The organism is Aeromonas dhakensis, assembly GCF_002285935.1.
Classification (GTDB): domain Bacteria; phylum Pseudomonadota; class Gammaproteobacteria; order Enterobacterales; family Aeromonadaceae; genus Aeromonas; species Aeromonas dhakensis.
The window spans coordinates 2354995-2370680 of sequence record NZ_CP023141.1 but is presented as its reverse complement, the minus strand read 5'-3'; the positions used below and the strand labels follow the sequence as shown (position 1 = coordinate 2370680).

The 15686-nt window shown below is 43.5% G+C and carries 12 protein-coding genes and 1 pseudogene; all 13 read right to left on the bottom strand.

Annotated elements, in window-relative coordinates; all coding sequences use genetic code 11:
* Nucleotide 1: 1 nt before the first annotated feature.
* The 13 genes and pseudogenes from CK627_RS11375 to CK627_RS11310 all read right to left on the bottom strand — a co-directional run bounded on the left by CK627_RS11375 (nt 2) and on the right by CK627_RS11310 (nt 15628).
* Nucleotides 2-1036, bottom strand: a complete 1035-nt coding sequence (locus tag CK627_RS11375; protein ID WP_095592380.1) for a glycosyltransferase family 4 protein — start codon at nt 1034-1036, stop codon at nt 2-4.
* A gap of 136 nt (nt 1037-1172) precedes the next feature.
* A pseudogene (locus tag CK627_RS11370) lies at nt 1173-2070 on the bottom strand (IS5 family transposase).
* 107 nt (nt 2071-2177) lie between these two features.
* Nucleotides 2178-3194: an exopolysaccharide biosynthesis polyprenyl glycosylphosphotransferase gene (locus CK627_RS11365; protein WP_254425361.1), complete on the bottom strand. Its 1017-nt coding sequence runs from the start codon at nt 3192-3194 to the stop codon at nt 2178-2180.
* Between the two features lie 776 nt (nt 3195-3970).
* Nucleotides 3971-5956: a polysaccharide biosynthesis protein gene (locus CK627_RS11355; RefSeq protein WP_095592378.1), complete on the bottom strand. Its 1986-nt coding sequence runs from the start codon at nt 5954-5956 to the stop codon at nt 3971-3973.
* Nucleotides 5953-6978 (bottom strand): MraY family glycosyltransferase, encoded by a 1026-nt coding sequence (locus tag CK627_RS11350; RefSeq protein WP_095592377.1) that lies wholly within the window; start codon nt 6976-6978, stop codon nt 5953-5955. The genes CK627_RS11355 and CK627_RS11350 overlap by 4 nt, the downstream gene beginning before the upstream one ends.
* The gene (locus tag CK627_RS11345; RefSeq protein ID WP_167385422.1) at nt 6978-7928 is read right to left on the bottom strand and encodes an NAD-dependent epimerase/dehydratase family protein; all 951 of its coding nucleotides are present in this window, start codon (nt 7926-7928) and stop codon (nt 6978-6980) included. The genes CK627_RS11350 and CK627_RS11345 overlap by 1 nt, the downstream gene beginning before the upstream one ends.
* A gap of 19 nt (nt 7929-7947) precedes the next feature.
* Nucleotides 7948-9072: a glycosyltransferase family 4 protein gene (locus CK627_RS11340; protein WP_095592375.1), complete on the bottom strand. Its 1125-nt coding sequence runs from the start codon at nt 9070-9072 to the stop codon at nt 7948-7950.
* On the bottom strand, nt 9050-9538 hold the full coding sequence (locus tag CK627_RS11335) for a GDP-mannose mannosyl hydrolase (RefSeq protein ID WP_080760797.1): 489 nt from the start codon (nt 9536-9538) through the stop codon (nt 9050-9052). The genes CK627_RS11340 and CK627_RS11335 overlap by 23 nt, the downstream gene beginning before the upstream one ends.
* A gap of 14 nt (nt 9539-9552) precedes the next feature.
* Nucleotides 9553-10170: an acetyltransferase gene (locus CK627_RS11330; protein ID WP_080760779.1), complete on the bottom strand. Its 618-nt coding sequence runs from the start codon at nt 10168-10170 to the stop codon at nt 9553-9555.
* Nucleotides 10171-10174: 4 nt separating this feature from the next.
* Nucleotides 10175-11815, bottom strand: a complete 1641-nt coding sequence (locus CK627_RS11325; protein WP_043169749.1) for a glycosyltransferase — start codon at nt 11813-11815, stop codon at nt 10175-10177.
* Nucleotides 11806-14091, bottom strand: a complete 2286-nt coding sequence (locus CK627_RS11320; protein WP_043169750.1) for a glycosyltransferase — start codon at nt 14089-14091, stop codon at nt 11806-11808. Before CK627_RS11320 ends, CK627_RS11325 begins: the two co-directional genes overlap by 10 nt.
* Nucleotides 14088-14846, bottom strand: a complete 759-nt coding sequence (locus CK627_RS11315; protein WP_043169751.1) for an ABC transporter ATP-binding protein — start codon at nt 14844-14846, stop codon at nt 14088-14090. The genes CK627_RS11320 and CK627_RS11315 overlap by 4 nt, the downstream gene beginning before the upstream one ends.
* A complete protein-coding gene (locus CK627_RS11310) occupies nt 14843-15628 on the bottom strand; it encodes an ABC transporter permease (protein WP_011706701.1) in 786 nt (261 codons plus the stop codon). The genes CK627_RS11315 and CK627_RS11310 overlap by 4 nt, the downstream gene beginning before the upstream one ends.
* Nucleotides 15629-15686 lie beyond the last annotated feature (58 nt).

Below are 15686 nucleotides of genomic sequence, written 5' to 3'. Positions count from 1 at the left end.
ATTATAAATTTTTGTATACTTGGATATACCCACTATACATATTTTCCTGTGAAAATTTATCTCTATATTTATCAGAGATACATTTAGTATTCTTCTTAGCCGTTAGTAATGCGTTCTCCAATGAGATTAAATTACCTAACGAAAAATAACTTATATCATCAGAAAACAATTCCCTAAATGTTGGTATATCACTACAGACTAAGTCACAACCAACAATAAGAGCCTCTATAGTTGCAAGACCAAATCCTTCACTTAGCGAAGGCATTAAATATATATCAAAAAGTGACATATATTTTAATGGATTTCTTGTTGGCTTCAAAAAAAATACATTGTTTAGTCCGATTGACAGTTCTTTAAGATTGGACAGTTGACAACCATCTCCAACAATAAAAAAATCATGAGAACTCATTCTTCTTGCGACACCAACTAAATGCTCTAACCCCTTTCTCTTAGTAATAACACAACAAGTACCAATAATGACGCGGCCACTATCACGACGAGACTGAATAAAGCTTAGAGCGTCAATATCATCCTCTGATAAATAGCCATCATAGTTCGATGAAACACCATTATATACAAACGACAGTTTTCCTGACAATGCGGGTATATTTTCTGCGTACTTATCTCTCAAAAACTGAGTTAAACAAACACATTTCGATATTTTTTTGAAAGTACATCGCCATAAAAAATTAATAACTCTGGCCTTGTGATATGAATATTCTAACTTTAGATCTTCAAATATATCATTGTGAATGGTAGTTACACTTTTCACATTAAACACATATGTTTGCAATGCATTATATAGATCTGGGATCAACGAGTGAGAATGAATAACATTAAAACTTTTAAGCTTATGAAATGTTCTAGGTCCTAATTTTTCAACTTTGATTTGATATAAATCAAAATCATTTGAATTAATATCTAATGAAAAAATAGTAACGTCTATCGCATGCTCTTTAAGCTTTTTAGCCAAGTTAACTGCAACTATTACAGGCCCTTTTTTTCTTAAAGATGGAACTAGTATAGCAACTTTCATCTAAATCTCATTTGTAGTACTTTTGCTCAGCGATATGCTGTTATATATAAAGAGACCAACAGCACTTTCCACATTAGATTGGCGTTGTTTCCCAAATCAGCTAAAAAGTCATGACTTCCCCAGCCCCAGGTGACCGTTACACTCGGGGCTTTCTGACTGGCAGACCAAGCCTGTTCAGTTTGTTTATCGCACTCACATACGCCATCACTTCCCTTACCTGACCGTTGTATGTTCGCAGACTGATTTTGCCCATCATTAACTGCTTAATATGTTCGCAGACTGATTTTGCCCATCATTAACTGCTTAAACCGATACATCGCCGTCTCTGCCAGCGAGCGACGGTGATACCCCGATATCTTCTTCCAGTGCGCCAGCCCTTCCTTGCGCATCACCAGCACGGTGGATGCCCCTTTGCGCGAGATAAGCTGATGGCTGGCTTTGCTGTCATAGGCGCCATCCGCATAAACATGTACCAGCTTACGCCGCAGACGGTTGAGCAAGGTGGACAACACCTCGGCATCATGGACATTTTCCAGTGAGACTTCCGCCGCCAGGATATCGTGGGTCACCGGGTCTACCGCCAGATGCAACTTGCGCCACACTCGCCGTTTCTCGGCGCCGTGTTTTCTGACCTTCCACTCGCCTTCACCAAATACCTTCAGGCCGGTCGAGTCGATAACCAGGTCGGTGATACGCCCCTTGGCGGGTTGTCGATAGGCCACTTTCACAGTGCGAGCGCGCTTGCTGACACAACTGTAGTCCGGTGCGCACAACGGCACATTCATCAACTCGAACAGAGCGTCGAGTAATCCCTGAGTGGCCAGCAGAGTGAGGTTGAAAATCCCCTTGAGCATCAGGAAGGTACAAATGGTCTGGTCGGTGTAGAGCTGGCTGCGGCCCCGCCGTCCGTAATGGTCGTGGTGAAACCAGTTGTTCATGGCCTCGGTATCAACCCAGAAGGTGAGTGAACCACGGTTAATCAAAGACTTGTTGTACTGAGGCCAGTTGGTGATGGGATGAAGCGATATGCCCATGATGCAGACTTGAAGAGGATGGTGGTGATCAGATCACCAAGCCCTCAGTTAGTTCCATTCAAGCGGCATCAATTTGGGAAACAACGCCCATTAGATTAAAACACTATTTACCGCCCCATGCCAAACAGCACAGTCTTGACTGTCAGCAGCAGGATCTTGATATCCAACATCAGGCTTTGATGCTTGATATAGAAAATATCGTATTTATGCTTCCATATCCCATCTTCAATAGATGCCCCGTAGGGGTATTTGACCTGGGCCAGACCAGTAATACCGGGCTTGACCGCATGACGGAAGCGATAATACGGAATGACAGTTTCCAGCTCTTTGATAAAGACTTCCCGCTCGGGTCTTGGGCCAACCAGAGACATTTCGCCTTTAAAGACGTTGATCAGTTGCGGCAGTTCATCAATACGGGTCTTGCGAATGAAACGGCCAACACGGGTGACACGGGCGTCGTTCTTGCTTGCCCATTGAGCACCATTTTTTTCGGCATCGTTTCGCATTGAGCGGAACTTGATTACGTCGAATTCCTGGTTGAACAGGCCAACCCGAGCTTGACGATAAAAGATGGGACCAGGTGATTCTAGTTTGATGGCCAGCGCAGCAAGCAAGCCAATGGGAATGGCAACCAGACTGAGCGCAATGGCAGAGACCAGATCCAACGCACGCTTGACAATGCGATTGGATGGACGAGAGAGGATGGAGAAGGATTTCATGTGCAGGAAGTAGCCGCTGTGCAACAACTCCACTTCAGTACGGCCAAAACGGCGATCCAGATAGCTGACCAGAGGTTCAACGTAGGCACCATATTTGGTGGCCAACACCAGCATAGCGGCCAATTCATCGGTAAGGTCACCACTCTTGTAATGCACAAGAGTTTTGCCTTTCAAGACCGATAAATCCGTCACATTGAAGTTCAATTTGAACGGATAATCAGCAAGCACCCGTTCGATAAGCTTTTTGTCATTGTCACTGCAGTAAACATAAAGCTCATCACTTTTCATATGAACCCGCTTAAGCTCATACACCAGATTACCAATATCCAGCGAATGGCTCTCGGCCGTCAACTGTTCATTCGCAGCTATCCCGAAGGCTGCACTACTGTCAATTTTGTTATGCATTTCCTTTAAGCTCTCTTCATGTCTATGTCCAGAGAAAAACGGTTGATGAGTTTTTCAACGGGCATTCGACAACCACGTGACGTAGATTTTTGTATTTCCCTCAAGAGTCTGTTGAAACAGACTTCACAGGAAACGAACAAAGAAAAGAGATTGATTTTTATTTGAAAGCGAGAAGCTGATCAAGAGTAGAGCGGCATACACGTCAAATTCGACGAACCTGGCAGTAAAAAATTTAAATTTCAATCGTTTGCCAACCAGTGAACACCATCTGGATAAGCACACCCAAGAGTTGCCACACTCTCTATCCCGTACCATATATCTGGGGACTACTAGCGGTCCCTCTTTTATCGATATCATCGCCATCATTAGCGCAAAATTGACTGCAAGAAAGTCAATTAATGGCCAAAAAACAAACCAACCTATGAAAAACAATGGCTACCGCCCCTGAGTTACAGCTCCCAGTGTGCATGCAGTCTTTTATATTGTCAGAGGCATCAATAGAATGATGCGTCATTTGCGATACCTTACTGCTGACGATCATGACAACGAAGCAGTCGCCAATCCAACCATTCGCCATAACTCTGCTCATTTTGCAACATTATTTCACGCAAAAAAATGTAGGATTATTCCGAAATTGGTGGAGGGGGAATTCTACCTGCGATTCGTCGAAATGAGTAGCCAATCTAGTCCACGACAGGCTCAATCGATTAAAAAATAAGCGGGGCAGGCAATTCAAGCAAAAAAAAGCGCCCAATGATGGGCGCTCATTTACAAACTCAGTGATTGGCAAGCAAGAAATCTATGTTATGTGAGGGCAATTTGACCACATTATCACTTGCTGGTAGCTGCTGTTTGGCCAGCCACACCAGATCACAAATACCATCCGTGGGTTCGAAGGCTGCCGGAGCATGCATCAGGATGTCGCGCACTTGCTGTTGATCAAAACGGTGACAGGCATCATCCAACGAGGCTAACAAGGGGCGTAGTCGCGACCAGGGCAACCAGCTCTCTTGTGCCACCATGATCCTGGGATGTTCGGTTCCTCTGGCATCATCACCAATCAGTAACTCTTCGTAGAGCTTTTCACCCGGCCGCAACCCCGTCACCTCGATGGCAATATCACCATCGGGCCGCTGCTCATCACGCAGAGTAAGACCGCTCAGGCGTATCATGCGTTTGGCCAGCTCCATGATCCTTACCGGTTGACCCATATCGAGCACAAAGACGTCCCCCCCCTCCCCCATGGCCCCCGCCTGGATCACCAGCTGGGCCGCCTCAGGTATCGTCATGAAGTAACGGATGATATCGGGGTGGGTCAGGGTGATGGGCCCCCCTTTATCTATCTGCTGTCTGAATAACGGCACCACAGATCCCGAAGAGCCAAGGACATTGCCAAAGCGCACCATACAAAAGCGGGTGTTGTGCTTCTCACGGGTCAAAGCTTGCAATATCAACTCGGCCATACGCTTGCTGGCCCCCATGGTGTTGGTTGGCCGCACAGCTTTGTCGGTGGAGATGAGCACGAATGTTTCCACCCCTGCCTCAATGGCAGCTTGTGCCGCATAAAGCGTACCGAATACGTTGTTACGCACCCCTTCAATGATGTTGAATTCAACCAACGGAACATGTTTATAAGCCGCGGCATGGTAAACGGTCTGGATCTTGAAGCTCTGCATCACCGTCTTTAGACGATGTTGGCGCTGCACTGACCCCAGTAACGGCACCAAGTCTGTTTCGATTCCTTCACGCTGACACTGTTCCCTCAGATTCTTGTGCAAGATATAGAGGGCGTATTCAGATAGTTCGAACAGTACCAAAGTAGATGGCCGGCACCGCAAGATCTGGCGACACAGCTCAGAACCTATGGAGCCACCGGCACCAGTCACCATGACTGCTTTGCCTGTGATATTGGCTTCCATCAATTTAGTCACCGGCTCTACCGGATCTCTGCCCAACAGATCATCAATAGAGACCTCCTTGAGCTGATCTATGCGGGCAGAGCCATTGACCAGATCGGCCATACCCGGGATAGAAAGCACTTCGCAAGAGAGGGGTTCAAGTGCATTGATTACTTCCTGACGACGAGCCCTGGTGCTGCTCGGCATGGCCAGCAGAATCTTCTGTACTCCATGGTGGTCAATCAAGGTTGGTAATTGGGCACTGTTGTAAACTGTACAACCTTGGATCACGCACCCCTGTTTGGCGGGATCATCATCGACAAAGGCAACGGGATAAAACTCATTGCCTTGCAACAAGGCCATTTGCAACTGCCGGCCCGAAGAGCCCGCACCATAGATCAACACCTGAGTACGTGCCAGACGGGTAGTATTGAGCAGCGCCCGGAAAAACAGCCGCACACCACCGACTAGCAGCACCAAAAAGGAGAGATAGATAACAGATACCGTCCTAGGCAGGAAGATATCAAAGTAAAACGCAGAGATAACAAAGAAGGCCGTTGAAAGAAATGCCCCCAAGAATATTGTCCATAAAACCCGGAAGCTGACATATCGCAACACTGCACGATACAGCCCCAGCCGCACAAACACACCGATACTAACGATGATAACCGCGCCAAGCAGTGCCCAGTGATGGGGGCTATCGATTGGCCAGCTATGTTCAAGCCGGATCCAGTACGCCCCCCAATAGGTCATGGTGATCAGGATCATATCAACGGTGACAGATACAGCACGCTTGCTGGCTCGTGACAGAGAACCCAGGCAGGTCAGTAGCCAGCTCCCTCCGGGTAAAAGCTCATTTCTCATTCTGGCACTCCTGCATTCAGGTGATACGCAAGAAACGCTAATGGCAAGTAGGCAATGACCAGACCGCTCACACCATCGAGTAGGCCCAATACAATCATGACAGCGATCGGTGCAAGCCAGAGGCTATTTATAAGAAGCACAGCCAATGTCACGTTTCGGTGACTCTGCCAACGCCTCGCCAGATATTGATAGCCATGAGTACGATGAGCCTGGCTCAGAGGACATTTCAGACGATAACGATTCAGTAACGTCCAAGTCGCATCAACCACAAAGACTCCAAGCATGACGAGCCATGCCCACAGGAATTGAGGTGCAGCAGCGGCATCCAGCAGCATCAGGGAAGCCAGCATCAAGCCAAGAAACCCGCTGCCACCATCCCCCATAAAGATCCTGGCGGGCGGAAAATTCCAGCACAAGAAGCCCGCCACCGAAATCCCCAGTAGCAGGATCAAACTGGCAGACGACCACTCCCCCCCAACCAAATAGTGAAATAACGCCATGAACAGGCAAACGACAACGGCCTCGCTGGCCGCCAAGCCATCAATGCCATCCATAAAGTTGTACAGGTTGATAAACCAAATCACCCCCAGCCAGGCCAGTAGATAACCGCACCAAGCGAGATCCAGCTGCCAGCCAAAGAAAGTCAGTTCAGGTAAACCATTAACAGCAGATACGACAAAGGCTGCCGCAATGCTCTGTACAATAAGACGAGTTCTGGGCTTGAGAGAGATGTGATCATCGATAAAACCAACCAGTGCAATGCCAAGCGCAGCAGCCCATATCAATGCGACACTGCTCTGGGATATGCCATAGGGCAGTGGGATCAGGGAGGCAAGCAAAGGGACTGCCAGCAGAAAGGTAGCTACGATAGCCATGCCACCGCCTCTCGGGGTAGGCACCTGATGCGAACTACGATGATTGGGTTGGTCAAGTAAGTGGGTCTGGGCGTAGCGCCTGAGCAGACCAGTCATGGTGATTGAAAGGAAAAGACAAAATATCGACAACAAAACAAATGCCAGCATCAAGACGACTCACTATGGGAAGATGCCATCAGAGATAGGGTCTGAGAGAGCGAATAGGGTGCCGACCATTGTAATCGGCTCTGAGCCTTACCGGTATCCATTTCCAGAGAGCCATAAATCCGTTGTAGCTTGGCATCAATCCCCAAACAGCGTCCAAGCCCTCTTATTATTCCTGGTGGGAGATAAAAGAGCCGACAGCTAACCCCTTCTGCATCAGCAATCGCCGTCAACAACTGCGACGTCGACACGGTGACAGGATCCGCGACTAAAAAGACCTGGTTCACTGCGGCAGGGTGTGCCATCGCATGGGCAATGAAGTCACACAGATTAGGCAACGCCAATAAACTGCGCACATTGTTCAAACGGGCAAAAGGGAGCGGGATCCCTTTGCGCACCCACGTCATCATACTGGCGAAGTTAGCCTTCACTCCTTCCCCATAAATAAGAGGAGGACGAATGATGGTAACAGCCATATCGCACTCTTTCGCGAGCGCCATCAGCCCCTGCTCCGCCTCATACTTCGAGCGTCCATAGGGATCTTCTGGCGGACTCTGCACATGTTCATCAAATGGCTTGCCTGGCTCGGTGCGCTCGCCATTCACTTTGATAGAGCTGATAAAGATGAAGCGTTTCACCCTTGACTCAGCCGCCTGCCGAGCAAGCGTGAGGGTGCCCTCTGTATTCACCGCTCGAAAAGCCGTCAGGGGATCTGCCGCAGTATCTGACATCACATGCACCCTGGCTGCACAGTGGACAACCACATCCACTTGTTGCAAAAGGACCGTCCAGTCTGCATCGGCAGTCAAAGAGGGAGCCTGAACTTGGTACGAAGCAAACGGGTTACTGCGCACAGCACCTTTCACATTCACCCCACACCTAAGCAGGTGTTCACAGACCGCCTTGCCTACAAATCCGTTGGCACCAGTGACTAGAATCATAGGTATAGACATACAGTCTGAAGTAGGCCTTTCAAGATGAGTAATAATTTGAGATAGCCTTTTCATATAGCGTCATATATTTATCAATCATGACGTCAGCCGTAAAGTTTTGTTCAAATCTAACCTTTGCATTTTTTCCCATACGCTCAGTTTCGTCTTGATCCTCCCATAGCTTCTTCATCGCGGATGATAAAGCATCGCTATTTGCTGGCTCAATAGCCAATCCAGTTTCACCATGTAGATTTATATATGTAGTACCTGTGCCAATCTCGCAAGTAATCATGGGCTTGCCATACATTGACGCCTCTAACAACGTCATACCAAACGCTTCAGAACGCAAATGCGATGGGAATACCACGGCATAACATAACTCCAGTAAAATATTTTTTTCATCATCACTTACAGGACCAATAAAAAACGTATTTTTCAATCCTAATTTATCCGCCTGAGATTTCAACTCCTTTTCACATGGCCCTTCACCAATTATGATCAAAGGATAATCAAGCTCACGCATAGCATCAAGGACAAATGACAGTCCCTTATAATATCGTAAAAAACCGATAAAAAGAAAGAAACGCCCTTTTATTTTATCGTTCCATTTATTCAACAACGATAAATCTGCATGATATGCAGATACTCTTTCCAGACCAAATGGTATTACTTCAACATCCTTTTTTAGGCTAGAGAGAATAGGACTAGTCTTGACGTAGTTGGGTGAAGAAGCAACAACAGCATCAACTTTATTTAAAAAAGACATCATCAATGGCTTATAAAGTTGTAGCAAATACTTTTGTTTGACAATGTCAGAGTGGTAACTAACCACCGTTGGCTTTTTAGGATTAACCAAAAAATGCACTATATCCATATAAGGCCAAGGGAAATGATAATGAATAATATCAGCGCTCTCTGCCAGCCGCCTGAATTCGACGATAGCGGACCATGAAAACCCAGTCGAGGCTATATAGAAATCTTCCTTTGCGGCATGTACACTATGATTTTCAATATTAAAATGTCTGCCTGCATTTTCAGCACTCAAGCATAATACATCAACCTCATGCCCTCTTTTTACTGCACCTTCAGCAAGCTGATATATTACTTGTTGCACACCACCGTAAGCATCTGGGTAATATGTTTTAAAAAAATGAAGAATTCTCATTGACTTCCAGACCTTTATCTAAAAAATAATTTTTTGTGTATTGATGAACATCTGGTGATGCAAGAAGCTCTATTATATCAAACCATTTGTATTTTGAATGTTGAGCAACAGAAAAAGAATTTACATCGCAGCCTAATTCTATCGAATAAGCTAAGACAACATAGTGGGTAGGAGTCATAACGTCATAAAATGAATCTTTATAAAAATGTTCATAGACTCCAATAAACTTAGCTTCCGAACACTGCAACGTCACGCCAAGTTCATTTTCAGCCACTCTTTTAAAAGCATTTGATATAGATTCCCCCTTTTTTATCCTGCCGCCCAAGACAAACCAATGATCGGCTGCTGGTCTATTTTTTCTTAGACCTAGAAGGTACCGTCCTGAACTATCAGAAATCACCAGATCAATCGATATTAAGGGTGTGCTTTTTATTGTTTTAAAAAAATCATCATCAGTAAGATGCATATCACCCCCATACATCATTTATATTTCTTTGCTGGCACACCTACATAAACTCCAGACTGCTCTATATTATTTACAACACACGCCCCTGCACCAACTGTAATCTCGTCGCGAACAGAAACATTGTTTATAATAGTAGCACCAGCACCTATAAAACATAACTTCCCGATATTAACAGAACCTGCCACTGTACTATTGACCGATACGTGCGTAAATTCATCAACACTGACATCATGTTCAATTATTGCACCTGAGTTGATAATACATCCTTCACCAATTTTAACTGAAGGACCTATGTGTCCATGATGACCAATGAACGTTCCTTTACCTATAATAGAGTTAACACCAACAGTGGCAGTAGCAGAGATCAAGGTGGCAACTTGCCACCCCATTTTCTCCAGCACCTCTAGCTGTAACTTTCTTTTTTTGTTATCACCTACTGCAGGAAAAAAAAACCACTCATCGGGTGATATTAATTCCCATGACGAAAGAACTGGATAACCAAAGATGCTTTCGCCAGGTCTGGCATTATCATCAATAAAACATAACGTTAAGAACCCTAACGACAATGCTACATCAGCCACACTTCTTGCATGTCCACCACAACCTAAAATGACCAGCTTCTTAGAGTCCATCACATCATGTCTCCAAGCCACTAATACGCTCGAGTATATCGATATGCTCATTTACAACATCGGACCATGTGCGCACTGATAACTCATCATATATCTGCAACTGTTTTCTTAGTAAGATATCATGATTGTGAAGTGCCCATTCTATTTTCTTAGCCATATCTCGCCAATCATACGGATCGAAAAATGTCATTTCCTGTAATTCAGGGTCAGTAAGAATTTCTTCTGTAACAGGAATGCGAGCCATAACAACTGGCGTATTAACTGATAATGCCTCAGTAAATGTAAATGGACATCCCCCTTCACTTAGACTTGGATTAACAGCCAAACCCGCCAGTTTATAACAAGCAGCAAGTTCTTGCATCGTCAGTCCATGCAAAAACAAAATTTCGTGTTGTAGGTTGTGGCTAACAATAAATTCTTTTACTTCTGGCATAACACTAACATTGCCGGTAACGACCAGCTTGTGCTGAACGAATCTTTTCCGCAAAAGATACTCATATGCTTTGAATAAACTTATTATATTTTTATTCGGCCTGATCTGGCTAGCATAAAAAATAAAATCTACATTTTTATTTTTAAATATTGAAACATAGTCTTGCTCATTCGATTTACGAATCGCAGACATGAGTAATGATTTGGCATAATGGGAGGTCGCTTCTTCATTATCTGGTAGGCCACCAATATTAATGAAGCTATCAACTTTATTAGCGGCATGGTGTACTACTGACACCTTATCCACTGATATTTGATAGCCATCGATTAGTGTATTCCATTTTACCACTTCACTATAAGTGACAAAGTGATCCCCTGTTCTGATAGCCTCTTCTAGCAATTTAAAGGTCGATAGAGTCCTATCGCCACCAATTTGAGAAAAGGCGACAGGAAAATCTCGTAAAACAACATCTGGCACACACATTAATCGAGGGGCATCAATTTTGTTAAACTCAGGCCAATAAGCTGTAGGACAATACCATGCAGATATATCATGCATACTATCGATTAATGCGTTTATACGCTTCCCCTCCATCAACTCCATATTGCGGTAGAGACGCAACACCAATCCGTCATCTTTAGGCGAGTGAACCATTTTCATGAAACGACCTATGTACTTGGAAGACCTACCAAGCACGACTGACTTCAATTTATGAACAAAAAAGAACGCCAATAACAAAGGAAAAAACACGATAAAAAATAATGGGAATATCATTAAGGTCAACAGCAACAACAGGCCACCCTCAATCCCTAGCAGGATCAGGTCCGATGTCGTGTACGTATTCAGTAAACGCTTCTCCACATAATGAAAAGTGTTTTCCTTCAGTCTACCAATCAACTCCAGAAAAAATGATTTGAGTGTTTTTCTTTTTTTTCTTTTCGTTTTACGATTAAGATACCAATGGTAAAAATCCAATAAAAGCGGTCTTTTCTCTGGCGCACGAATTGAAAAGCTGTCATGTGGCACATTTTCGCTATCAAACAGATCATAGAGATCTTGCTTAGACCAACTGGGACAGACTAAGGTGAACTTTACATCATTGCGTGCTGCAGCACCTTTAAGAAAGGCTGCTAAGTAGCGGCCAAGCCCTTCCTTTCTTAAATCAACAGATGGGGCATAGCAAAGATAAATTCCAAATTTTCTCACAGACATTCGCGTATTACCCCCCAATAATGCTTAGCCAGATGGTGTACTTGCTGTTTTTCTAATACATCTTTGCTAGGCAACTTTTCTCGAAGATACACAGCCTGCTCTTCCATATATTTAAGTTGTTGAGCCATTTCTTGTGGTGACTCTGCAGCAGACCATGTCAAATTCAGCGAGAACTGACTATCTATTTCCCGCATTGCCGGATAATCAGAGGATAGCGCAGGAACCTCAAGGTAGGCGGCCTCGATAACCGAGAAAGTGCCATTATCTATGCGCGCAGGATGCCATATAAATGATGCTAGCTTTAGTGCCTTTCTATATTCTATATCGGATAACTCACCACACAACTTTATCTTACGCTTTAGCGGCTTACTATTCTCAACAACCCTCACAAACTCGCTCAAATGTGACAGCTTACTTTCCATTATACTCTGAGTGTTGACGCCAGTAATAAAGCATTTGAGAGAGCCCGCTAGCTGGTTATAATAAATATCCAATGCTTTCACAGCATTGAGATGATTCTTATGGGGACTTAGGTTGGTAGTCCAAATGAAATAATCGCATAAATCTTTATGCTGATCCTTTTCAAATGAAAAATCCGGCGCCAACATAGGTAACCTAGCAATTCTGTCTGGCTCAATACCAGCATATTGTTGCGCATCGCGGCAAGTGAAGTCAGTAGTCACCAAAACTCGCTCAGCTTGTGTTGCAGCTTTTAAGTAGAGATGGTCAGCACCACCTTGCAAAATTGAAACATAGCGCTGCAAATAATCATATACCATCAGTACTATTGGTCTTACAGGGAGAAGTATTTTGGCTAGCCTGTCGGAAACGAAAACCCACATATCACAATCATAGAAATTACTGATGCCATCATTGGGAACCATATATGATTCAGCTGTAGTACACCAGCCATCATGACCTGCATATTGCATAGCACGAGCAGCATCATCTTTGGAAAGATTTTGCCAATAGAAGCCTCTCCTTTGAATTGTCGGATTTAAATCCTGCAGCTCATTAGCACGCTCTAACTCGTCAATAGCTGGATGGGCAAAAACGACTTCACAATCTTCATTAGCCTGCTGACTGCCAAGCAATATGGCATCAGCTAAAAGCTTAGCGCCTCGCAGACTACCACCACGATACTCAATTGGAACAATTACTGCAATTCGCTTCTTCCTGGTGACATATGCAGGCCGAGCTTTCTGCTGCAAGCGATGCTCTTTCAATCCATCGATGACAAGACTAAAGTTGCTTTTCCATATTGAAGCACAATGCTCAGGCATCATTTGTTCAAGAAGAACATGCTGTGTTTTTCTAATATCTCTAATTAACTTTTCATCACCATTTAAGATTTTGCCAATCTTAGCCTTAGCCTCTGCAATTGTTTCACATCTGCCAGGTAAATTGACTCCCCCCATTAAATCCAACATTCCCCCGGCCATATATACCAGTGGCATACCAGCTTGTATTGCTTCAAATGGATGATAATGTATGTGATTTGGTTCAGTGGAATGATAAAACATCACGCTACATTCTTGCATGTTATCTGAGTGCTCTTCTTTAGATACAAAGCCGAGCACTTTTTTATCATTAACAGCTATTGGTTGCGCGCCACCAATGATGTAATCAAACTCTTTAAAGTCACGAACAAAGGAGTCATAAATATTTTTAAAATATGGAGATGTTCCAATTCTTGGACAGACAAATAGTATCGTCTTTCTCTTTCCACTCCAATTTTCAGGTTGGTATTTTCCTTTTAAACCAACAGGTAAATAACATGACCGTTTTGCTAAAAATGGCATTTCTACATCAGAAATATGCTCATAGCCACAACCAAACCAGAATCTCTTCCCCATCGATTTAATTGTTGAAACTACATTATCTCCACATTCACTTCTTAATAAAGAAGAATAATTGTATCCCTTAGACAAGCCGAATACACGAAGAATGACAGCACCATTAAAATTTTTGATAGTTGACTTAATCTGCTTTGGGAAGAAACCAATTATCGCATAATCAAAATACTTATTTACAATATCCCAAGCATCTTTACTTGGTGACTCATACCAATTCTGTTCATTTAAAACATCAAGCTCATGTCTAGGAATAGTCAATTCATCGTCAAAATCGAATGTTATACTTGCCGATAAATTTCCTTCATCATATGGAAACTTTTTTGGAAGATATATCTCTTCAATACCAGACTCTATTAGTTGAGGTATTTCAAAGCTTCTTAATGTTGAATGGTTAAGCAGCCACAAAACTCGATTTTTCATGTTAAATCCAGATTATTGACTCGTTTATAAGCTATGATAGCATCATCAATGGGGCCATCAAAAATGTATTCACCATGATGGAACACAATCCCTCTTGAGCAAATATTTTTCAAGGCACTGAAATCATGTGATGCTAAAACCAGTATTTCAGCATTCTCAATCAAGCTCATTATTCTGTTTTTAGCCTTTGCCATAAACTGGGCATCACCGGCACCAATCACCTCATCGAGCAGTAATATATCGCCACCAACAGCCGTGGATATGGCAAATGCTAGTCTGACTTGCATCCCTGCAGAGTAAGTTTTAATTGGATAATCAATAAACTCTCCCAGACCTGCGAACTCAACGATCTCACTTTCTTTCTCTTTCATAAAGGTAGGAGAGAGACCAAGCAGAAGACCGCGATAGAGAATATTTTCTCGGCCTGTTGCATCTGGTTCAAAACCTAGACTCAAATCAAAAAGAGAACGCACTTGCCCTTCAACAATTAATTTACCACTAGATATAGGATAAAGACCAGCCACTGTTTTAAGAAATGTGCTTTTCCCGGCGCCATTGTGCCCCAAGAGTCCAACCCGCTCTCCATTATTTATTTCCAAAGTAATATTCTTTAATGCATGAATATCAGAGATTGAGTGTTCAGCTTTTCCTTTTTTTAAAGCTCCAGACAAAAGGGACTTTAGCGATCGCTCTTTATAAGCTACCGATGCATAATGAAGGTTAACATTTTCAAGTTTAATTCTATTTTTTTTCATAGGTAGAAGATCACTTTTTTCTCTACATTTCGACCAATCAGCCACGCCAGTAAAAATAGGAGAGCAGCAGTTATTAGACTAAATGTATAGTTTTCCAGACTGGGCCACTCACCTTTTAGTAGTGGTGCTCTTATAATTTGCAATACATGATACACAGGATTGTAATCGACTAACCAATCCAACCCGCCAGAACGGAACATACGTTCCTCGAAATATACCGGAGAGATAAACCATATTGCTTGCATGACTAATCCCATAGCATGCGGCACATCTCTGAATCTAACACCGATATAAGCTAGCAACGTTGATAATGGCCAAGCAATAAGTGCCAATATTGGGAAAACAGTTAAGGTGGCTAGCCAAGTTATATTTATATTTTGTGGCAAGACAACAATTGACCAAGCAAATAGTGACAAACTGGCGAGGGCAAGCACTATGATGCTGCTAAATACAGTACGTAATGTGTATATTGCTAGTGGATGCTTACATTGTTTAATGTAGGCATCGGCTTGCACAAACGCAAGTGAACCACCAATGGTATTGGCTACGACAAAATCCCAGACTATAATCCCCGACAAAATATAGGGTGCATATGTCACTATGTCTGTATTAAACATCTTACTAAAAACTATCGATATTAATAACGTCATACCTAAAGGTTGAATAAACGACCATAAAACACCAAAAAAGGAACGCCGCCAACGAGAACGTAGATCGGATAAGGCGAGATGCTGCCAAAAATATCTAGCATCCCAAATACCTCGAATATAATAAAAGCTCATAAGGTTTCCATTAGTTTAAAATGACCCTTCACTAATAAAATATGAAGGGTCATCTATC

Bases quoted from the DNA above. Each gene is read 5' to 3' on its own strand.
- CK627_RS11330 (WP_080760779.1), bottom strand. From the start codon at position 10,170: ATGGACTCTAAGAAGCTGGTCATTTTAGGTTGTGGTGGACATGCAAGA.
- CK627_RS11315 (WP_043169751.1), bottom strand. From the start codon at position 14,846: ATGAAAAAAAATAGAATTAAACTTGAAAATGTTAACCTTCATTATGCA.
- CK627_RS11365 (WP_254425361.1), bottom strand. From the start codon at position 3,194: ATGCATAACAAAATTGACAGTAGTGCAGCCTTCGGGATAGCTGCGAAT.
- CK627_RS11320 (WP_043169750.1), bottom strand. From the start codon at position 14,091: ATGAAAAATCGAGTTTTGTGGCTGCTTAACCATTCAACATTAAGAAGC.
- CK627_RS11310 (WP_011706701.1), bottom strand. From the start codon at position 15,628: ATGAGCTTTTATTATATTCGAGGTATTTGGGATGCTAGATATTTTTGG.
- CK627_RS11375 (WP_095592380.1), bottom strand. From the start codon at position 1,036: ATGAAAGTTGCTATACTAGTTCCATCTTTAAGAAAAAAAGGGCCTGTA.
- CK627_RS11325 (WP_043169749.1), bottom strand. From the start codon at position 11,815: ATGTCTGTGAGAAAATTTGGAATTTATCTTTGCTATGCCCCATCTGTT.
- CK627_RS11355 (WP_095592378.1), bottom strand. From the start codon at position 5,956: ATGAGAAATGAGCTTTTACCCGGAGGGAGCTGGCTACTGACCTGCCTG.
- CK627_RS11345 (WP_167385422.1), bottom strand. From the start codon at position 7,928: ATGTCTATACCTATGATTCTAGTCACTGGTGCCAACGGATTTGTAGGC.
- CK627_RS11340 (WP_095592375.1), bottom strand. From the start codon at position 9,072: ATGAGAATTCTTCATTTTTTTAAAACATATTACCCAGATGCTTACGGT.
- CK627_RS11335 (WP_080760797.1), bottom strand. From the start codon at position 9,538: ATGCATCTTACTGATGATGATTTTTTTAAAACAATAAAAAGCACACCC.
- CK627_RS11350 (WP_095592377.1), bottom strand. From the start codon at position 6,978: ATGCTGGCATTTGTTTTGTTGTCGATATTTTGTCTTTTCCTTTCAATC.